Genomic DNA, 19,999 nt, shown 5'->3' on the forward strand with positions numbered 1-19,999 from the left:
ATTACAAGAAATGTTACAATACACTCAAATTTATACTATAAAATCATTTTAATATGAAAAATTGGAATGAAAAGAAAGGAGAGGAATATGAATAAAGATGTCGCATTGAAATGATTATTATCATTTCATTAGGAGTTGATGTAAAACGATGGAGAGGCATGAAGAACTGGATTCTATAAGAGGAATTTCTTCGTTGGTAGTAATGATTGGTCATCATTTGATGATTTTCTCAGCATTTCAAAATTACAGTTATGAAGATAATAAACCACTTGTTGTATATCTATTAAAAGAAACACCTGCACGTCTTATTTTTAGTAGTGGTAACGAATCTGTTATTATCTTTTTTGTTTTGAGTGGATTTGTTTTGTATGGATCCATTCAAAATAACTATAGTAGTTATGGTTCATACCTTTTAAAACGTATATGCAGAATATATATTCCATATCTTGTGGCAATAAGTATAGCTATTATATGCCAGGCTACAATTAGTGAATATGGTATTTCTTATTTAAGTGAATGGTTTAATCGTTCATGGACGATTGAAAGTTCTTTAAGCCTAATAGCACAACATGTTTTATTGGTTGGGAAATATAATACAGATACATATAACAGCGTGATTTGGTCACTTGTACATGAAATGCGAATATCTATAATTTTTCCGTTAGTTTTGATGGTTTGTTTACGAAACACAGTGAGGTATTCATTACTATCATTGTTTAGTTTTAGTATATGTTCTGTCGTGATATTATTCTTATTTCGCTCGAGTTTAACATTAACAAGCTATGCATTAACGCTGCATTACACAGTGCTGTTTTTACTAGGAGCACTAGTTGCGAAGTATAAAAATAATTTAATAGTTTTTTATAGTAATTGTACTAAAAACACGAAAATTGCATGGTTTTTATTTGCGATTTTACTTTTTATGTATGAAGGGCTTATTGGAGAAATTAAAGTGCTCAATAATTTTATATTTCGAGACTACGTAGTAGCGATAAGTGCATGTCTATTTGTCATATTAAGCTTGTCAATATCAACTTTGTCGTCCTTGCTGCATAATAAATACTTGTTATATTTGGGGAAGATTTCTTACAGTCTTTATTTATACCACATCATATCTTTATTTTCTCTTATATACGTGCTCCATGAAATATTACCGTTACCTATTGTTTTAATTTTGTCGCTTATTCTTTCGCTTATACTAGCAACGATTTCGTATGTATTTGTAGAGAAATTTGCATTTAGGGTCGGAAAGTATGTAACAAAGCGAGCGGATAGAGATAAGAAAGAGTTATCTGTAGAAAATGACTTGCAGGACGTTATTCAGACAAAGGCGGTGAAATAATTGAGGCAAGAAATGAGTATAAAAGATTTTCAACAGTTATTGAAAAGAAGATTCGTAACGATCATTTTGACGATGTGTTGTTTAACCGTTTCTCTAGTTCTTATTTCTATGTATGTGCTAAAGCCTTCGTATCAATATTCAGCGCAAATTCTTGTTGGGAATTTAGATGAGTTTAATAAGGAAAATACAGCGAATAAAACACAAGAAAATAAGCAACTTGTAACATCGTTTGTTGACATTTTAAAAAGTCCACTTATTATTTCGACAGTAAAAAACACTTTGAAATTAGAACAATCAAGTTATGAATTAGCACAAAAAATTTCGGTGGTGAATACGGACAACTCACAAATTGTTACTGTTACAGTAAAAGATTCGGATCCTAAAATCGTGAAAGAAATTGTAAAGTCATTGGCAGAACAATCTCAAAAAAGCTTTCAAGAGTATACGAATGTACAGGGGGTAAAAATATTAACTGACCGAGAGTTACAGGAAGAAGCTGAAAAGCTGTTTCCGAAATTTCAACTTATCATTCCTATTGCTTTAATTGTTAGTTTTTTTGTTGGCGTAGGTTTAGCTGTATTTCGGGATTATTTTGATGAACGTATATACGAGGAACAGGATTTAGAGAAAATAACGACAGTCTCTGTTATTGGTCATATAAATATGAAACCGAACAGAAAAAAGAAACCTACAGAGGTTAATAAGCAATCATCTATATATCGAGGTGAACATGTCGATGTTTAAGACAAAGAAACAGCTACCATTCGATCCGCATGATGCTCTGATGAAAGAGCAGTTTTATACTGTATACCACGAGTTGAAAAAATCTGGGAAACAACTATTCTCAGTTATTTCAACAAAGGACAGAGGCGTCGTTGCCTCGCTTATAGTAAATATGGGGCTAGTGTTTGCGGAAATGAAAAAAAAGGTGTTACTTATCGATGTGAATTTTTCGGACCCTAAACTACATCTACTATTACAAAGCGATCATATGAAAACAGTAAACGATATAATAAGCTCTCCCCCATGTAATTATGAAACTTTTTCAAGTGATTTGTCTAAATACTTGTATTGTATTCCTGCAAAAAAAACAGTACACACCGGAACGCCCTTAGTTGCTATGGATGAATTTGATAATGTAATTGCTAAGTGGAAAGAAGATTTTGATTACATTTTCTTTTATTCATCTGAAGTATTTGAGTTTCCTGCTACGCACATTATTGTGGGTAAATGCGATGGAGTAGTCTTGGCAGTCAAAAAACGAAAAGATTCCTTACGTACAGTACAAAAAGTAATAACGGATCTAAAGAGGAAAGAATGTGAATTGATCGGTATAGTTTTATATTCTTGAATATGGGGGTAACGATCCATGATTCGTGAAACAAATCAAGCTAAGTTGTATACTATTCCGGCTCAAGAAAAGAACAACATGCTGAATCGAAGTGTAAAACGCTTGTTTGATATAATATTTTCACTCATATTGTTACTAATAATGTTACCACTTATGTTGTTCTTTTGTATTATGATTGCTTTAGAAACACCTGGGGCTCCAATCTATTTTCAAGAGCGCTTAGGAATAAACGGAAAGAAGTTTAATTTATTTAAATTAAGGTCGATGGTAAAGGATGCTGAAAAGAACGGACCGCAATGGGCAAACGAAAATGATCCAAGAATTACAAAGGTTGGATTGTTTATAAGAAAAACGAGAATTGATGAATTACCACAACTTATAAATATTTTAAAAGGTGATATGTCTTTTGTTGGCCCTAGACCAGAGAGAGAGTATTTTTATAAAAAATTTGAAGCTAATATTCCAGAATTCAAGAACCGTTTATTAGTGAAACCAGGGCTAACAGGATGGGCACAAATAAATGGAGGATATAATCTTGATCCGAGAGAAAAGTTGAAGTTGGATATGGAATATGTGGAATTGAAAACGATTAGGATGGATATTCGTATTTTATGTAAAACGGTTTTAATTGTATTGAATGGGAATGGTGCAAGATAAAAAAACATAGTAAATATAATTGTATACAAATATAGGTAGGTTACATGCAAAGGAGAACTGGTATGGGTAGATCTATTCTAAATAATATTGTACATCTATTTTATAGTACGATTTTAGCTAATCTTCTTCAAGCCATTAGCTTAATTGCTTTAGCCAACTTTTTTAATGCACAAAATTACGGGATGTTTAGTGTTGCAATCGCATTAACGTTTGTTATGTTATTTTTTACAGATTTAGGACTTAGTAATACATTTCTTCGAGAAGGAGCAAAGGAAGGAGTAGATTTAGAGGCAATTTTATCTTCGTATATAAAGATAAGGATGATTCTTCTAATTGTCATTTCGGTAATTGGTTATATAGCTATTCATTTTGTGTATGAGGATAAGGATTTAATTTATATGATGTTGAACGTAATGTTCTTAATGTTAATAGGACTAACGTGGCAAAATATAGGGATTGCTTATTTTCAGTTGATGGAACGTATGAAATATATAGCCCTTATTAAAGTTGTATCAGCATCAGTTGTCATTATAATTACATGCTTTTGCATTTTCGGAGAATTACCAGTGTATATAACGGCTCGCTTATATGGTTTTGGTTATATGATCGGTGGTTTATTTAGTTTTTACGTAATGAGAAGAAAAACGAATATGAATATGAAAGTAATAGTTCACAAAGGATTATTTTGGCAATTAATACCTTTTATTGTAAGTGGGTTTTTAATAATGAGTACGCCACAATTAGCACCTATTTTACTCAACTATACATTGTCATTAAGTATGGTAGGTGTTTTCGCGGTTGCTTATCGGATGCCAGCAGCTTTATACCAAGTGCCGGGGGTAATTGCAGGAGCGTTTTTCCCGGTGCTCTTTAAACATTATAACCAAAATAATTTAGAAGAGCATACGAAATTAAATATGCTTCAAATGAAATCAATGGCAGTTGTGGGCATATGTATGACGATAGGCTTATATAATTTAGCGCCATATTTTATTTCTATATTTTTTCATGAGGAATGGAGTAATGCAGTAAAGCCACTTCAAATATTATCTTTCCTTATTGTGTTACAAAGTATAAATATTGCTATCGCTGATGGTTTAACAACGAGTGGGGGTCAAAAAAAAAGAACTGCCGTGCAGTGTGTTGCTCTAGTAATTGGTGGAATTATGCTATATAGCTTCAGTAGTATTTGGGGAGTTATAGGAGCAGCTTATGCTATGGTTTTATTTGAGATAGTGGCTTTGATTGGATATATAGCGGTAAGTGTAGTGCGGAAAAAAATTGTATTCCAAATTGTAATACCGTATACAATTTATTTTGGTGTAACTTTTATTGGGGTGCAATATGTATTACAGACATATAATTTGATTGCACTTGTTCTTAATACGTTTATCGTAGTAGTTGGTATATTCCTATATGATTATGAGTTAAAAAAACTTATTCTTTCATTTATAAGAAAAACACGAGAAAAGGATTATATTACGAAGCAGGGGATATAGCCTATGGAAAATAATATGCAAATTTCGATGAAATGGATTTTTCTTCTAATCTTGTTTGTTATGCTAAGTAAATACAACATATATATCGGATTTTCTTTAAAGATATACATGATTTTTCTAGTCATTTATTTTTGTTTAACAATTAAAGATTTTTATATTCGAAAGCTATATTTTCATGAAGTTGTATTTTTGCTGTTTTATTTCATCTATTGTTTAAGTGGCATTCTTTCTATATATTTAAGCGCTAGTATTCGTATGATTTTTGGCGTATTACTTGTTTTAGGGTGTTATTTTATTATGAGGAATTTATTGGGTAACACCGAAATAGTAGTACTCGAGTCAGCCATTGTCTATGTAGGATTAATATTTAATATTGTGAGTCTCATACTCTATATAGTCGGATTACAACATTTTGGATTACATGGCGGAGAAGAGAGAGAGGTTTATGCTGGATTATTAGTAGATAGAGGGTATCCAAGATTAATCGGATTATTAGATGACCCCAATATTTTTATTTTTTATAATACAATATTTTTTATGTATTATATGACTAATTTTAATAATATAACCAATCTAATAGGATTGATTCTATGTGTTACAACGAGTTTATTAACCTTTTCAAGAGGTGGTATTTTAGCGATTGTACTCGTCATTTTTGTATATGTATGCATGTCCAGTTTTGCTAAAAAAGTAAAACTAATAATGGGTTTAGTATTGTTTAGTGTTGTTGTTTTTAGTTTATCGAATGTATTAATGGGTGGAGAACTAGATGATATATTGAATAATCGGATTTCTGATTTTTCGCACGATAATGGGAGTGGCAGATTTACACTATGGGAAGCTGCTTTCAAATATTTTTTATCTAATCCATATATCGGTATCGGTGCGTTTAATTTTTCGAATTATTATGAGTATCAGTTCAATGAAAAACTATATGTGCACAATACATTTTTAGAAATTTTATCTGAATCGGGTACAATTGGTTTCCTTTTATACAGTGCTTTTTTATGTATTCTAATGGTGAAGTTGACTAAGTATAACTTGTTCCGTGAAAAGCCATATCTTTTATTGACTATGATTGCATTTTTATTTCAGATGATGTCATTGTCACTTATTATTAACGAAGCTTTCTTTCTATTTTTAGCAGTTGTTATGAAATACATTTCAATATATGAAGGAAGGGGAACGATAGATGGTAAAGTGTCTATCAGTACATAACGAGACGCCTCGAGTTTCTATAATAACACCTTCTTATAATAGTCTACGTTTTATAGGCGAGACAATCACATCTGTGCAGAGTCAATCTTATGAAAATTGGGAAATGCTTATCGTTGATGATGCTTCAACGGACCACTCAGCTGTAAAGATTAAAGAGATGATAGAAGAGGATTCACGAATTCGGTTATTATCATTAAATGAAAATATGGGTGCTGCTAAAGCTCGAAATATGGCGATTAAAGAAGCGAGAGGAAGATATATTGCCTTTTTAGATAGTGACGATATTTGGCTACCGAATAAATTGCAGACGCAATTGTTATTTATGGAAGAAACAAATGTTGCGTTTTCGTATACCTCGTATAGTTTAATAGATGAAAATAGTAATGATCTGAATAGAGAGGTGAACGTACCGAAATCCGTTGATTATCATTATTTAATGGGAAATACAATTATTGGGTGTCTAACGGTGATGATTGATCGTGAGAAAGTCCCTTATATTGAAATGCCTAGCGTACAGCCTGAAGATACAGCGTTATGGCTAGAATTGTTATATAAAGGATATGAAGCGAACGGGATACAGCAAATGTTAGCAAAATATCGAATTGTTACAAATTCCGTTTCAAGAAATAAAATAAGAGCGGCTTTCCGTTATTGGAAGTTATTAAGAGCGCAAAAACCTCTTAATTTAGTGCAAACTTTCTTTTATTTTAGTAAGTATGCTTATCATGCTTATAGAAAAAATAAAATTAATGTAATGGAGAAGACAAGATTATGAATATATTGTTGATGACAGATAAGTTGATAACTGGGGGAGCCGAGAGTTACTTTTGTAAATTGGAAAATAATTTACAATGCGAGAGTTTTACAATTTATACAGCTGCAGGCGATGGGGAATTATATCAATCTCTTGCTAGAAAAGAAAATTTTATTTTACTTAGTCGATCGAATCATTTAAGAAATATATATTACTTACGAAAAGAAATTTATAAACGAAAGATAGATATCATTCATGCGAATAGTTTTCGAATGGTATTGTATGCTTTCATACTTCAAAAGTTTATTAAAAGAAAGATAAAAGTCGTGTATACGAAACATAATGTAACCATATTAGAAAAGAAAATACCAAGGGTCTTTCGTTACCTCATGAATGAATATGTGAATAATATTATTACAGTAAGTGAGTTTGAAAAGAATAATTTAATTTCAATTCGTGTAGCTGAAGAAAAGATAAGAACAATTTATAATGGTGTGGATATTGAAAAATTTTTATTCCAGCAGAAAAAGAAAGAATCTGTTTATAAGATAGGTATATTAGCAAGATTATCAAAGGAAAAAAACCATCAACTATTTGTTAAAATTGCAAATGTGTTGAGAACGAGAAAAGATTTTTTGTTTTACATTGCTGGTGATGGACCAGAGAAAGAATCTATTATGGAAGAAATAGAAAAATATGGTTTGCAACAAAGTGTAAAGATGCTAGGGAAAATTTCAGAGCCACATGAGTTTATCGGAAATATGGATGCGTTACTTTTATTATCTTTTCGTGAAGTGTTTCCAATGGTAGTAATTGAAGCGATGGCTACCGGAACACCAATTGTTTCGATAGATGTCGGAGGAATAAATGAAGCGATAATAGATGGAGAATCGGGTGTGTTGATACCTGAATATTGCGATTATTTATTTGCAGATGCACTTAAGAAATTACAGGGAAATGAAGAAAAGGTGAATGATATTAGAGTGAACGCACGAGAAAAAGCAGAAATATATTTCTCGTTAACTAAAATGGTAGAAGAAACGAAAGGTATATATGAATTAAACAAATGACCGTAGAGGTCGTTTGTTTTTTTATTACAGAAACTTTTAAGAAGAAAACAGCATATGATATGAAAAGAGCAATATGAGGAGTGAATTTGTTTTGTCAGAATATATTTCATCACAAGAAGGTTGTGCACCAGCAAGTAGTGTTCATATTGATTGTTTTGGAGCCGTTCCGAATTCAGGGAATGATAGTTCGTTAGCGATTCAACAAGCGATTAATTATTGTGTATCGAACCGAATTTCGACGGTAAGAATTACAGGGGTAAATACGTATAAAATATTGAAGCCGATTGTTATTAAATCCAACGTAAGATTAGAGTTAGATTCCACCGTAACGCTGCAAATTGATGGAGATTTTAATGCGTTTGAGTTACAAAGTAATGCTTCTATAACTGGCGGTACTATTCAAGTTATTAATCAAGTATTTCAGTCATCTGTTATTTATGTTTCCGGTTCACAACAAATAGAAGTGCCTAATCAATCTGTCATATCAAATATAAATATAATAAATACAACACCATCATATAAAGGAAAAGCTATACATTTTTATTGTCAAAAAGCGTGGGATTATATTAGTTTCTTTCAAGTTAACTATATTCAAATTAAAAATTTTCAAACTGCAATATATTTAAAAACGGAATATATAGATGACATAAATACACCTTGCTGGATTAACGCAAATGTATTTCAATCTATATTTATTGATGGATGTCAGTATGGAATAGAAGTAGATGGGAATAGTGATTTACCAAATGAAAGTTCAGGAAATACGTTTCATGATATTCAAGTGCAATGTAGACAACAAACGAAAAAAGCAATTCGTTGCTCAGGTGCGTATAATACATTTAACTGTATGATTTGGGATACGTACAGGATGAGTAGTGAACAAATAGTAATTGAATTTTCTTCTAATTCCCATCGTAACTACCTTTTTTCAAATTTACTTTCAACAACTATTGTAGATAACGGACAATACAATGTTTGTAAGTCTACTTATGAAGAATCACTTCGGATTCAGTTACCTTTGACGCTAAATAAACCACATTTAATAGGGAATCAAGATGATATTTTAGTAAATGCTCAGCTGAAGTATAGTGTTAAGCAAGTAAGTGGGAAATTACCGTACGGGGGAGATATCACTAATTGTTTTAATTTAATAGATGAACAAAGTGTGAATTATATCGATGTTCCAGATAGTAATCCAGTTGTTATTGAACTGGACTTTACGAAAAATCCGATTAAAATGTTGAATTGTATTGGGATGTACTTTGGATGGGGAGAGAGCCCTAAAAAAATTAAAATTGAATATGCATTAAGTGCAACTGGAAGTTGGGTTATCGCAGCAGATGTTCCATTAAATGTTGGAGATACAATTATATCGAATATGAAGGCTAATCAGTTATATAAAGTAAGAATTACATTGAGCGGTTATGCTCAAGATCATAAGCGTTTTCGAATTAATCGTATTTTTGCAAGGTCTTCTATGGAAAATGGGAATGCTTGGTTGGCGACAACTGGTGGAAGAATGTTTGGAGATATTGAACTAGAAGCGAGTAAAGGTGTGATTATGAAGACTTCTGGTGGAGTGAAATGGAAAGTTACTATAAATGAAGCTGGGCAGCTTATTACGAGTAAAGTAACTTGAGATATTCTATTCTTTGCAAAACTTTGTACAAGTATTAGGTGATGTGATGAATTCGATTTAAAAGAGGGAGTGTAGTCCATGGAATGAAAAAAAGCTTGTAGTTTGATATTATCAAACTACAAGCTTTTTATTTTTTTGGATTACTACTACCAAATATAGGTCCAAAAGTAATTTTGTATATGTCGAGGAGTGATGTGTATAAAGCGTTTCCCATTAATGAAGACAGTACCGTTAACAAATTGTAAACTTGCTGGAATCATATCTAAAATGGAAGTACTTATTGTAGGAATAGGGGAATGATTGAATTGGAAATTAGAGTGGAGCGTCTTAAGAGAGAAAAAATAGAGGATATTGTAGCATTATCTTCTTATATTGGCTGGGATTATAATAGAGAAGAGATTGAAACAATTTTGAATACAGGTATAGTATATGGTGTGGTAAATGAGAAGGAAGAGCTTATTGCAAGCGCGGCAATTATATTATACGGAGAGACGTTAGCGTCTATCGGAATGGTAATTGTACATCCAGATTATAAAGGAAGAGGGATTGGAAAGGCGATAACGGATTTATGTGTTAAAAGCGTATCAACTCAAACTCCAATCATGCTTATTGCTACAGATGAGGGGAAGCCTTTATATGAAAAACTAGGATTCAGGACTGTGAGCTATGTTTCTAAATACATATGTAGCTCGTACAATAAGAATTATAAATGTGTAGGAAATGAAGAGTATATCGTGAATTATGAAGAATGTGATTTAGAAGAAATAATACAAATAGATGAAGATGCATTTGGAACAAATAGAGAAGAGTTTTTAAAGTGTCGAATTATACAAAGTGAACAATGTATTGTTATAAAGGATATACAACAAAATGTATTAGGATATGGTATGAGTATACAAACGCCAGAAAATAAAATAATAGGACCAGTCGTTGCTAAAAATGATGCGATGGCAATGAGAATTGTTCATTATTTAGCAAGAGAGCATAATGGTAAATTAAGAATTGATGTACCAGAAGGAAAGGGGAATTTCATGAAAGAATTAGAGATTACTGGTTTTCAAAAGGTTAATAAACCACCAATTATGATGAAAAATAGTGATCAATTATTAAAAAGGAATAATGAGCTATATAGTATTGCAGCGCAAATTTTTGGATAAAAAAGAATCCTTTTCACGAAAGGATTCTTTTTTATAGTTAATTTAATCACGATATTGGTCATGAGTAGGTTGAAAGAGGTCTTCCTCAATATCTCTAACAACGGAAAAATGATCAACGTTATAATGACCGTGTAAAGTTTTATTATGGTGCAGAATGATTTGCTCGGCGGATAAGACTTTAGAATCAGTTGTTGAATGGCCATTTTTAATTAAAGTAACATCAAAGCCTTGTACAGTTGCTGTTCTAACAGCAGTGTCGATGCAATGTTCTGTTTTACATCCACCTATAACGAGATGATTTATCTTCTCTTCTTTTAAAAGTTCATATAAAGAAGTACCGTAGAATGCATTTGTTGCTTGTTTATTAATAAGTATTGCAGATTGAGGCACTTTAATTTGATTATGTACTTCAAATCCTTCTCCTGTACCAGAAGCAACATCAGTATCTCTTACGAACACAATAAGGGCATTTGAATCTATTGCTTGCTGTACAGCGGTATTTAGTGTAGCTAATAGCTCGGTTTTACGGAAAACTTCATTTTCTTGTTCGTTCCCATCAATTAATTCTTGTTGAGCATCAATAATTAATAGTGCTTGTTTCATTATGTCTCTCCTTTAATACAAAATAATTATCACTTTATATATTCCGTAATATTGTAGAAGAATCCTCTTTTGCTATAGGAGTAGGCGAGCTGTTTACAAAGTTGTCAAAGAAATTTCATTCTCATAGAGTGTAAAAACATGTATGATAGAAGGTGGAGAATTTTTGAGTAGGTGGGAATATCATGCAAACAGTAGAAGATTATCTTTCATTCTTACATACGAAAGGATTTAAGTTATCAGAGGAAGCGCAAGGGTTTATTATGTTTGGACAAGGATATACTGGCGCATCTGATGGAATTGTGAATGCGGCAATAGAAGCGACGATCAAACATCAACTACAGTTTGATGGCAGTTATTTTGTTGCGTTATTAGAACGATTGAAAGAAGAAGAAATTACAGATAAAAAAAGCGCTAAGGCTTTTATGCGGAAGTTACAAGCGTAACTTCACGCAGCCCGCGCTTCTTTTTTTGCATTTGAAGGTAGTTCAACAAAAACCATACCTAGGAAAATACATAGACACCCGATAATGGCAGAAATAGAAAGTTGTTCGTTTGCAACTAGAACGCCTGTTAATGCTGCAAAAACAGGCTCCATTGCGAAAATAATTGCTACTCTCGTTGGAGAAGTGTGTTTTTGTGCAGATGTTTGAATGAAAAAAGCAATTGATGTCGCAAACAGGGAAGTGAGAAATAGAGCGAATAAAAAGGAATGATTCGTCCATAGTGATACTGAAAATAATTTTTCCCAATCTTCAAACAAAAAAGCGCAAATAGAAGAAAACATACCGACAGCTAATACTTGAGAGGTACTTAGTAATAAAGGTGATATTTTCTTAGAAAAGAAACCGTTAACAAGAATATGGGCAGCGAAAGCGACAGCACAACCGAGAACGAGTATATCTCCAATGTTTAATTGAAAAGAATCACCAGCCGTTAATAAGTATAAACCTGCTGTTGCCATAGTAATACCAAGTACGATGAAAATTGTAGCCCGCTGTTTTAAAAAGATAAAAGACAGGATTGGAACCATAACGATACTAAGTCCTGTTAAGAAACCAGCTTTTGAAGAGGTTGTATAGAGTAAACCGAATGTTTGTAATAAATAGCCAACACATAAAAAGAATCCAACAATCAATCCGGCGAGACCACTCTGTTTTATATCTTGTTTTGAAGTTTTTTGTGAGAAAACAATTTGAACGAATAATAAAATAATTCCAGCGAATAAAAAGCGAACTCCATTAAAAGTAAATGGCCCAACAAAAGACATAGCATTTTGAACGACAACAAACGTAGCTCCCCAAATGAAAGAGACAAATAATAAAGCGAGAGGAGCAATCCACTCTTTTTTCACAATCATACCCCCGTTAATTTTGTAAAATAGCTTTTCTAGCTAATTCATCAGCGACTTTATTTTGACTACTTGGAATCCACTTAATAAAAAAGAGATCGAAATTTTTTATGTATTGCAGTGCTTCTTCTAGAAGTGGTGCAAACATTTTATTTTTTGCGTATTCTTTTTCAACAGCTCGCTCAACAAGCTGGGAATCTGTGCGAAAAGATACAATGCTATAATTATGCTCTGCACAATATTTTAATGCTGCAAGTAAAGCGTGGTATTCAGCTTCATGGTTGGACATTGTCCCAAGTGGTAATGATAATTGTACAGGTGGCTGTATGCCTTTAATAAAAACTCCCGCTCCAGAAGGTCCAGGATTGCCTTTTGATGCACCATCGATATATACTTCAATCAAAATGAGAAACCTCCATTTATAAGGTTATCCCCTACGTGAAAACTTTTTAGAAGTAGGGGATAGAGTACTTATCCAATTGTAATGCTATAACGACATGTAAATGTTTCATTCGCTTGTAACGATTGAATTCCTTTTTTTTCTTTAAAATCTTTTGCTTGCTTTATTTCATCAGCAATTCCGTACCAAGGTTCAATACATAAGAAAGGTGCGTTATCTCCTGGTGTCCAAACGCCGACAAATGGGAAACCATCAAATGCTACTTTTACAAATTTATTATGTTTATGAGAACGAATTGAAATTTCATTCGTATTCATATTTTCAAAAATAAGTGCGTCATTTTTGAATAAATCATATGTAAGTGGCAATTCTTTTGTATTTTCAGCGATTAGTTGCTTTTCATTTGAAAGAAAAGGGCCTTCTAATATACTAGTTTCTAAACGTTCAGATCCATTAAATGATAGATGATAATCTGCAAATGATTCGCCGTCTAATAAAGGACAGTTGAATCCAGGGTGTGCTCCGATTGAAAAGAACATCTTTTTTGAAGCGGGGTTGGTTACTTCATATGTAACATGTATATTTTGTTCGTCTACTTCATAAGAAACGAGTAATTCAAATTCATATGGATAGTTTTTTAATGTCTCTTCATTACTAGTAACGATATAAGTAATTTTTGTTTCACTTTGTTCTTGTACAGAGAACATTAGATCACGAGCAAAACCGTGTTGTGTTAATGAATAAGGTTTACCGTCTACGTAGTATGTATTTTCTACTAATCGACCGACGATTGGGAACAAAATTGGTGCACGACGTCCCCAATAAGTAGAATCACCTTGCCATAAATATTCTGTGTTGTCTTCTTTTAAGCGAACGCTTTGTAATTCTGCACCTTTGTCAGAAATGGAAACGATCACTTTTTCATTTTGAATTGTTACTGTCATGAAATGGAACCTCCTAAATCTTTCATACGTTATATTATACGTCTTCTATAAGAAAAAGGGTAGTTAATGATAGGAATCTATTGACGAAAGAGTGCATATTGCGTAAAATGTAATCTTGTTGCCTAAAAACGAATAACGTGGTTCGAAACCATCCCACGTAAAAAAACTAAGGAGATTTTGTCATGAATATAAGAACATTAGTCGGTAATGGTATTTTAGCGGCATTATATATTGCTGTTTCTATGCTTATTCAGCCATTTGGCTTTACGAATGTACAGTTTCGTATTTCAGAGATGTTTAACCATCTCGTTGTATTCAATAAGAAAGCAATTTACGGGATTGTATTAGGTGTATTTTTAACGAATCTCTTTTTCTCACCAATGATCGCTTACGATTTAGTATTTGGAGTAGGGCAATCAATTCTTGCATTACTTGCAACTATTATTTCTATGCGCTTCATTAAAGGTGTTTGGGCTCGTATGATTTTTAATACAGTGATCTTTACAGTCACAATGTTTATGATAGCAATCGAACTTCATCTTGCATTTGATCTGCCATTTTTATTAACATGGCTAACGTGTGCAGTTGGTGAATTTGTTGTAATGGCGATTGGTATGCCTGTAATGTACTGGATTAATAAGCGAGTACAATTTGAAAGATTTATGTAATAGGTGAAAGAGCCGTTCCTTATATAGGATGGCTCTTTTTGTATGTGATTATATTGAATATAATACAGTGACTCTTGATAAAATATAATAAAATAAATATAAGAAGTCTTATATAAGGGGAATCTAGTATGAAATATAAAATGCATTGGTTGTATAAAACGAAGCGCGGTTTACAAACTGAATTAACAACAGACTATATGAACATAGAAGAAGTGCTTCAATTTGCGGAGGATTTTGAGAAAACAGGAAGGGTAAAAGAGCTTTTATTTTACGATGAAATGGACGCGGAATGGTCATTAAAAGAAATGAAAAAATTGAGTAAGCAAGTGGAGGAAGAGATTCAAGAAATTCAAGTTTATTTTGATGGTGGCTATGATGTGCAGACGAAAGAAGCTGGGGTTGGCATATGTGTATACTATAAAAAAGGAAATACAAATTATCGAATTCGTCGCAATGCATACATAGAAGGCATATATGATAATAATGAAGCGGAGTATGCAGCATTATTATACGGGATAAATATACTTGAGGAATTAGGAATTAAATATGAAGCAGTTACACTTCGTGGAGATTCCCAAGTTGTACTGCAGCAATTAGCTGGTGAATGGCCTTGCTATGATGAACATTTAAATCATTACTTAGATCAAATTGAACAAAAAGCGAAGCAAATGAAATTAAAGTTTGTTTGTGAACCGATATCTAGAAAACAAAATAAAGAGGCACATCAATTAGCAGCGCAAGCATTAGAAGGGACGACAATTGATAGTCATAAAGAAATAACCGAATAGAGAGGTGCACACGTGAATAAAAAGCAACTCATTACAGAGGTAAATGACTTATTAGAAACGTATTGCGAAGGGTGTTTCTTGCAGGAACATAATCGGAGAAATCATAGTAAATACTATGCCCATTCTTTTTGTATACGGCAATGTACGGTTGGAGAGAAATTGAAAAAGTATGGGGAGCAATTGTCATGAAAAAACATCCAGAGAATTTTTTATATAAGGGAATATGAATGGAGGATAATTAGTCTATTATGAGGCTAGTTATCCTCTGTTTATTTGCACAGTATTCTAAAAATTTAAGGGTTGATTAATAAGTCTAAAATGTATATTATAAATATTGCGAATATTATAAATAGAACATTTATTTTGTGTGTAGGAGGATGTAGCCTCGGTCCGAGGTAGAACTCCGCAGCAACGAAGTTTCGAGGACTTTATAGAAACAAACATACCAATTAACACTATGAGTTAAGCACCTTCTATAACATATCAACAGGAGATGATTGGTTTATGGAGATAGAAGTTTTAAAAGTACCAATGGATAACAATAGGGTTATCTATATTTTGTTAGATACTAATAGAAACCCAATTGAAGTGATAGCAAAGTATATGAAATATCTCTATAACAGTCAAAGAAAACCTAATACTTTAAAGGGTTATTGTCAGGCTTTAAAAGCCTACTTCACCTATTTAAGACAATTAGGGATTGACTATAATCAGGTCTCTTTTGAAGTTCTATCGAACTTTGTGGGTTGGCTTTCAAACCCTTATGAGAGTACAAAAGTAATTCCTCAGAAAAAAACCTCAGCAAAGCGAGCTGAGTCAACAGTGAACAATTATATTAGTGTTGTTACGAATTTCTATGATTATTTATATCGAAGCGATTTAATAGATTCAAATATTGGTGATAAATTAATGAAAAAGGTGTTCTCTGGTGCTGGTGGTAAAGGATATAAAAGTTTTTTAGAACACGTTAATGGAAATCAACCATACTCCAAAAATATTCTTAAACTAAAAGAACCAAAAAAGAAAGTAGAGATTTTCACAAAAGAACAAGCTGAAATCGTCTACACTTCTACTACGAATATTAGAGATAGATTCTTAATACGCCTACTATACGAAACGGGTATACGTATTGGGGAGGCTCTTTCCTTATTTTTAGAAGATTTGAAATTTGATAATAAACATAGAAAACATCAGATTCATTTGACAGAGAGAGGAGTATTACCTAACGGTGGTTATTTAAAAACAGGTGAAAGAAAAATTGATGTATCGCAGGAACTGATGGATCTATATGATGATTATTTGTATGAAGTGATTGATGACTTGGATTTGGATCATAACTTTGTTTTTGTGAAACTGTCTGGCGACAACCTAGGTTTACCGATGGAATACCATAATGTTCGTGATGTATGTGAAGAACTTAAGAAAAAAACTGGGTTTCATATAACACCACATATGTTTAGGCATACCCACGGAACTGTTTATTATCTTGCGACTAAAAATATTGTATTAGTACAAGAACGTTTGGGACACTCCCAAATCCAAACAACCATTGAATACTACCTCCATCCGTCCGAGGATGATATCCGTAAGGATTGGGAAAAGGCAGCCCCATCTTTTAATCTAGGTTCGATAAAGATTAAAGAGAATGGAAAGGAGGACTCTATTTTATAGGGTGTTCCTTTCCATTTTGGATGTTCAACGAGATTAATAGATAAGGAGTAAGGATATTGAATAAATACACAGCAAACAATGTTTTACCGCAGAATGAATATTGGGACTTAATCACCTCTACCCTTTCCTCTTACGAGGTAAAAGAGATATTGAGCGATGGAAAGGTTGAAACATATAAGACCGAGGATGATTACTTTCTGGTCAATGATGTTTGGGATATTCATATCGTTGGTAAAATCCCTAACTTTGCAGAACAATATGAGGGTTATAAAGGGACAGTTAGAAAGATAACATTTTCTGTCAATAATCCGTCAGTATCCTTGGAACTTAAATTTGTATTTTATCACAAGATTTTTAATGATAGATGGAGTCTTTCTTCCGCATTTATTGCTTATAATGTTCTCCTGAATCGATTGAGTGATTATCTAAACGAAAGACATCTTAGGCTCCCTTCCCTTTTGGAGTTGGACATCGACAAAGAGGAAAAACAGTGGATATGGTGGTTAACAAATAAGGGATTAGCAACAACTCAAAAGACTTCAAAATTTATAGGTAATGACGTGAAAATCACAGAAAACAAATCACCATCGGCAGCATTCTTGCGAATCATTTATGATTACTTATCAAAACAAACAGATACCCGTGAAGAATGGGAAAAAGATAGATGGGATGTCAAGGTATTAAATGTGAAGTACGGCATCGATTATAATCGTACTTCAGACGAACATTATTTAGGCTTTACAGGTATAAAAAACACGATATATAAACAGAATTTTAAAAAATATATAAAAGTAAGGCTTCTGGGTGGAAGAAGATTTGCTTGGGGCACAGCTATACGTTACGGAGGCACTATTTCACTTTTTTTATGTTTTATCAGTGATATAGAACCTGATTGGAATGATTTAAAAAGTCTCACTAGAGAGCATATTGAGAAATATTTAGAATTTCTTAATCAATATGCAAAAAATAATTTAAAACGGGTAAATGCAAATCCAAAAAAAAACGTATTGACCCACATTGGGTGTGTTAATATTTTTTAAAAAGATATTCAGCGCTATGAATATAGTATCGCACCAGAAAAACCAGTAACAAAGCTGATTTATCCTGGGGATTTCCCTAATCTCCCTAAGAAATCGAAAGATGATATTCAATACGTACCAGACTTTGTATTGGAGCAACTTTTCAAGCATATTAATGATCTTCATCCAGAGGTTCAGCCAGTCATTTGGGTGATGTATGAAACAGGATTACGTATCAGTGATGCCTTGGCATTAACTCAAGGTTGCCTATGGGTTTTAAATGGTCAAAATTCTGTTAAGGCAGACATAAAAAAGACCTATGTGTTAGATCATAAAATACCCATTAAAGATGAACTGGCAAATCTACTTGCTGTTTTAATTCATCAATCGAAAGAACGAAGCAACGATGACAACAATCCAGATAAATTCATCTTTGTTCGATACAAGGGTTCCCGTAAGGGAAATCCATACTCTCAGAGATGGGTTAATGAAAAAATAAATGAATTTGCGCACAAAAAGAAAATTGTTGATGAGATGGGGAATATTTTTCATTTTAAAAATCACGCATTTAGACATACTTTCGCTGTGAAGATGTTAAATGGTGGTGCTGATATATTAACCGTTCAAGAGCTTCTGGCTCACGCTTCCCCTGAAATGACAATGCATTACGCTAGGTTATTGGATGATACGAAACGTAAAGAATGGGAAAAAGCACGGTAAAGTGGCATATTTAGTTTTAACCTTGACGGTAAAGTTCATCAAGTGACAGAGAACGAGGAAATTCCAGAAGACATTATGGATGCTTTATGGCGGGATGAAAAGCTAAATGCATTGGACAACCCTTATGGCACTTGTCGTGCCAGAGTAAATGGAAATTGTCCACTCGCAGCTGAACCTCCTTGTCTTACAGCAAACAATGGGAAGCCTTGCTTCGATCTAGCCGTCGGTATGACCAGTTTTGATGTAAAGAAATATGAGCTTCACATAGAATCAACAGCCAAAATGATTGAAGCAGCAAAAGAATATGGGCGAGAAGATATGATTGAAGCGAATGAAAAGAACTTGGAGAGATACCAAGAAATATATAATACCATTAAGAGTGGAAGTGTCATTTTCGGTAACTTAGAACGAATGCAGAGAAAACTAGAACGTATGAGGAAGAAAGGAGTTAAGAATGGCTAGTATTAACCGTGAAGAGCAAATAAGGCATTTACACGAGGAACGTAAACGTAAGACTAAAGAAAAGGTGGAAAACGCCATAAAACGGCTAACAAAGGATTCGAAGGCTATTAACTTCAACAGTGTAGCAAAAGAAGCTGGTGTGACGAAAGCGACTTTGTATAACCACTTTGACATTCGAGAGCGTATTGAATTCTTAAGAGACCAACAAGAAAAAGCGTATAGTAATGCAAGAGTTAAGCGGAACGAAGCAAATCAAGACGCAATGAATGCTTCTCTTAGACGGAGAATTGAAAAACTTGAAGCAAGGATTAAAGAGTTAGAAGATGAAAACAAAGAATTGCGTAAAGTAGAAAGCAAAGAGCTAGCAGATTACATTAAAAACTTATAACAAAGGCTATGGTAGTAAATTGTCACACAGACTATAAAAAGAGACAGCAAGCGCTGTCTCTTACTTAGCTAACGCACCTGTTAGCTTAAGTACCAAACTTCACAATTGGCTCATTGGAATGTATATTCTAATGAGCCTTTTTGTATAAAATTCAATCAACATGTTTAATTACTTATTAGTAAAAACCTTTTAGGCGTACCGCCAGCATTTTGGAAAAAAACCACGTTAAGCAAAAAATACAATAAGCTGCCCATATGGACAGCTTATTTACATAATGATCGTTAGTGGAAGTTAATTTAAA

21 protein-coding genes, 1 pseudogene and 1 riboswitch are annotated in these 19,999 nt (G+C 33.0%); of the genes and pseudogenes, 17 read left to right on the forward strand and 5 right to left on the reverse strand.

The features are described from left to right. Window positions 1–148 precede the first annotated feature (148 nt). The 9 genes from VK90_RS12870 to VK90_RS12910 all read left to right on the forward strand — a co-directional run bounded on the left by VK90_RS12870 (window position 149) and on the right by VK90_RS12910 (window position 9,530). A complete protein-coding gene (locus tag VK90_RS12870) occupies window positions 149–1,342 on the forward strand; it encodes an acyltransferase family protein (RefSeq protein WP_048373259.1) in 1,194 nt (397 codons plus the stop codon). After that, a complete protein-coding gene (locus VK90_RS12875; RefSeq protein WP_048373261.1) occupies window positions 1,343–2,086 on the forward strand; it encodes a YveK family protein in 744 nt (247 codons plus the stop codon). Further along, the gene (locus VK90_RS12880; protein ID WP_048373263.1) at window positions 2,073–2,693 is read left to right on the forward strand and encodes a CpsD/CapB family tyrosine-protein kinase; all 621 of its coding nucleotides are present in this window, start codon (window positions 2,073–2,075) and stop codon (window positions 2,691–2,693) included. Before VK90_RS12875 ends, VK90_RS12880 begins: the two co-directional genes overlap by 14 nt. 18 nt (window positions 2,694–2,711) lie before the next feature. Then, entirely contained in the window at window positions 2,712–3,350 is a 639-nt protein-coding gene (locus tag VK90_RS12885; RefSeq protein ID WP_048373264.1) for a sugar transferase, read from the forward strand. Window positions 3,351–3,412: 62 nt separating this feature from the next. Continuing rightward, the gene (locus VK90_RS12890; protein WP_048373266.1) at window positions 3,413–4,849 is read left to right on the forward strand and encodes an oligosaccharide flippase family protein; all 1,437 of its coding nucleotides are present in this window, start codon (window positions 3,413–3,415) and stop codon (window positions 4,847–4,849) included. A 3-nt stretch (window positions 4,850–4,852) separates the two neighbouring features. Further along, a complete protein-coding gene (locus VK90_RS12895; RefSeq protein ID WP_048373268.1) occupies window positions 4,853–6,067 on the forward strand; it encodes an O-antigen ligase family protein in 1,215 nt (404 codons plus the stop codon). Further along, the gene (locus VK90_RS12900; RefSeq protein ID WP_048373270.1) at window positions 6,042–6,842 is read left to right on the forward strand and encodes a glycosyltransferase family 2 protein; all 801 of its coding nucleotides are present in this window, start codon (window positions 6,042–6,044) and stop codon (window positions 6,840–6,842) included. The genes VK90_RS12895 and VK90_RS12900 overlap by 26 nt, the downstream gene beginning before the upstream one ends. Continuing rightward, window positions 6,839–7,891, forward strand: coding sequence for a glycosyltransferase family 4 protein (locus VK90_RS12905; RefSeq protein ID WP_048373272.1), 1,053 nt, complete (start codon window positions 6,839–6,841; stop codon window positions 7,889–7,891). The genes VK90_RS12900 and VK90_RS12905 overlap by 4 nt, the downstream gene beginning before the upstream one ends. Window positions 7,892–7,982: 91 nt before the next feature. Further along, window positions 7,983–9,530 (forward strand): hypothetical protein, encoded by a 1,548-nt coding sequence (locus VK90_RS12910; RefSeq protein WP_048373274.1) that lies wholly within the window; start codon window positions 7,983–7,985, stop codon window positions 9,528–9,530. A 146-nt stretch (window positions 9,531–9,676) separates the two neighbouring features. On the opposite strand, the gene VK90_RS31420 is transcribed toward VK90_RS12910, so the two are convergent. After that, the gene (locus VK90_RS31420; protein ID WP_376769455.1) at window positions 9,677–9,790 is read right to left on the reverse strand and encodes a hypothetical protein; all 114 of its coding nucleotides are present in this window, start codon (window positions 9,788–9,790) and stop codon (window positions 9,677–9,679) included. Between the two features lie 36 nt (window positions 9,791–9,826). Between VK90_RS31420 and VK90_RS12915 the strand changes: the two genes are divergently transcribed. After that, on the forward strand, window positions 9,827–10,687 hold the full coding sequence (locus VK90_RS12915) for a GNAT family N-acetyltransferase (protein WP_048373276.1): 861 nt from the start codon (window positions 9,827–9,829) through the stop codon (window positions 10,685–10,687). Window positions 10,688–10,729: 42 nt separating this feature from the next. On the opposite strand, the gene VK90_RS12920 is transcribed toward VK90_RS12915, so the two are convergent. Next, entirely contained in the window at window positions 10,730–11,290 is a 561-nt protein-coding gene (locus VK90_RS12920; protein WP_048373278.1) for a cysteine hydrolase family protein, read from the reverse strand. 182 nt (window positions 11,291–11,472) lie between these two features. On the opposite strand from VK90_RS12920, the gene VK90_RS12925 reads away from it, so the two are divergent. Next, window positions 11,473–11,733, forward strand: a complete 261-nt coding sequence (locus tag VK90_RS12925; RefSeq protein WP_001195212.1) for a DUF6123 family protein — start codon at window positions 11,473–11,475, stop codon at window positions 11,731–11,733. 2 nt (window positions 11,734–11,735) lie between these two features. On the opposite strand, the gene VK90_RS12930 is transcribed toward VK90_RS12925, so the two are convergent. The 3 genes from VK90_RS12930 to VK90_RS12940 form a co-directional block, all read right to left on the reverse strand. Continuing rightward, window positions 11,736–12,641, reverse strand: coding sequence for a DMT family transporter (locus tag VK90_RS12930; protein ID WP_048373281.1), 906 nt, complete (start codon window positions 12,639–12,641; stop codon window positions 11,736–11,738). A gap of 13 nt (window positions 12,642–12,654) precedes the next feature. Further along, a complete protein-coding gene (locus VK90_RS12935; protein WP_048373284.1) occupies window positions 12,655–13,041 on the reverse strand; it encodes a reverse transcriptase-like protein in 387 nt (128 codons plus the stop codon). Between the two features lie 68 nt (window positions 13,042–13,109). Then, window positions 13,110–13,982, reverse strand: coding sequence for an aldose 1-epimerase family protein (locus tag VK90_RS12940; protein ID WP_048373287.1), 873 nt, complete (start codon window positions 13,980–13,982; stop codon window positions 13,110–13,112). Between the two features lie 131 nt (window positions 13,983–14,113). After that, window positions 14,114–14,158, forward strand: a riboswitch (PreQ1 riboswitch). A 6-nt stretch (window positions 14,159–14,164) separates the two neighbouring features. Here VK90_RS12940 and VK90_RS12945 point away from each other — a divergent pair. The 6 genes and pseudogenes from VK90_RS12945 to VK90_RS12965 all read left to right on the forward strand — a co-directional run bounded on the left by VK90_RS12945 (window position 14,165) and on the right by VK90_RS12965 (window position 19,698). After that, on the forward strand, window positions 14,165–14,650 hold the full coding sequence (locus tag VK90_RS12945; RefSeq protein WP_002171225.1) for a QueT transporter family protein: 486 nt from the start codon (window positions 14,165–14,167) through the stop codon (window positions 14,648–14,650). Window positions 14,651–14,778: 128 nt separating this feature from the next. Continuing rightward, on the forward strand, window positions 14,779–15,438 hold the full coding sequence (locus tag VK90_RS12950; protein WP_002171226.1) for a ribonuclease H family protein: 660 nt from the start codon (window positions 14,779–14,781) through the stop codon (window positions 15,436–15,438). Window positions 15,439–15,450: 12 nt separating this feature from the next. Further along, window positions 15,451–15,627: a zinc-finger domain-containing protein gene (locus tag VK90_RS27650; protein WP_033795353.1), complete on the forward strand. Its 177-nt coding sequence runs from the start codon at window positions 15,451–15,453 to the stop codon at window positions 15,625–15,627. 315 nt (window positions 15,628–15,942) lie between these two features. Then, window positions 15,943–17,109: a tyrosine-type recombinase/integrase gene (locus VK90_RS12955; protein ID WP_048373289.1), complete on the forward strand. Its 1,167-nt coding sequence runs from the start codon at window positions 15,943–15,945 to the stop codon at window positions 17,107–17,109. Between the two features lie 56 nt (window positions 17,110–17,165). After that, window positions 17,166–19,310: pseudogene (locus tag VK90_RS31425) on the forward strand (tyrosine-type recombinase/integrase). Beyond that, a complete protein-coding gene (locus VK90_RS12965) occupies window positions 19,303–19,698 on the forward strand; it encodes a DUF6262 family protein (protein WP_048373291.1) in 396 nt (131 codons plus the stop codon). The pseudogene VK90_RS31425 and the gene VK90_RS12965 overlap by 8 nt, the downstream one beginning before the upstream one ends. Window positions 19,699–19,999: the final 301 nt, after the last annotated feature.

The organism is Bacillus sp. LK2, assembly GCF_001043575.1.
GTDB classification, from domain to species: Bacteria; Bacillota; Bacilli; order Bacillales; family Bacillaceae_G; genus Bacillus_A; species Bacillus_A paramycoides.

Excerpts from the sequence above, each read along its gene's own strand:
- VK90_RS31420 (WP_376769455.1), bottom strand. The coding sequence starts at position 9,790 with ATGATTCCAGCAAGTTTACAATTTGTTAACGGTACTGTCTTCATTAAT.
- VK90_RS12885 (WP_048373264.1), top strand. The coding sequence starts at position 2,712 with ATGATTCGTGAAACAAATCAAGCTAAGTTGTATACTATTCCGGCTCAA.
- VK90_RS12895 (WP_048373268.1), top strand. The coding sequence starts at position 4,853 with ATGGAAAATAATATGCAAATTTCGATGAAATGGATTTTTCTTCTAATC.
- VK90_RS12965 (WP_048373291.1), top strand. The coding sequence starts at position 19,303 with ATGGCTAGTATTAACCGTGAAGAGCAAATAAGGCATTTACACGAGGAA.
- VK90_RS12870 (WP_048373259.1), top strand. The coding sequence starts at position 149 with ATGGAGAGGCATGAAGAACTGGATTCTATAAGAGGAATTTCTTCGTTG.
- VK90_RS12920 (WP_048373278.1), bottom strand. The coding sequence starts at position 11,290 with ATGAAACAAGCACTATTAATTATTGATGCTCAACAAGAATTAATTGAT.
- VK90_RS12915 (WP_048373276.1), top strand. The coding sequence starts at position 9,827 with ATGATTGAATTGGAAATTAGAGTGGAGCGTCTTAAGAGAGAAAAAATA.
- VK90_RS12880 (WP_048373263.1), top strand. The coding sequence starts at position 2,073 with ATGTCGATGTTTAAGACAAAGAAACAGCTACCATTCGATCCGCATGAT.
- VK90_RS12950 (WP_002171226.1), top strand. The coding sequence starts at position 14,779 with ATGAAATATAAAATGCATTGGTTGTATAAAACGAAGCGCGGTTTACAA.
- VK90_RS12905 (WP_048373272.1), top strand. The coding sequence starts at position 6,839 with ATGAATATATTGTTGATGACAGATAAGTTGATAACTGGGGGAGCCGAG.
- VK90_RS12890 (WP_048373266.1), top strand. The coding sequence starts at position 3,413 with ATGGGTAGATCTATTCTAAATAATATTGTACATCTATTTTATAGTACG.
- VK90_RS12955 (WP_048373289.1), top strand. The coding sequence starts at position 15,943 with ATGGAGATAGAAGTTTTAAAAGTACCAATGGATAACAATAGGGTTATC.
- VK90_RS12940 (WP_048373287.1), bottom strand. The coding sequence starts at position 13,982 with ATGACAGTAACAATTCAAAATGAAAAAGTGATCGTTTCCATTTCTGAC.
- VK90_RS12945 (WP_002171225.1), top strand. The coding sequence starts at position 14,165 with ATGAATATAAGAACATTAGTCGGTAATGGTATTTTAGCGGCATTATAT.
- VK90_RS12900 (WP_048373270.1), top strand. The coding sequence starts at position 6,042 with ATGGTAAAGTGTCTATCAGTACATAACGAGACGCCTCGAGTTTCTATA.
- VK90_RS12925 (WP_001195212.1), top strand. The coding sequence starts at position 11,473 with ATGCAAACAGTAGAAGATTATCTTTCATTCTTACATACGAAAGGATTT.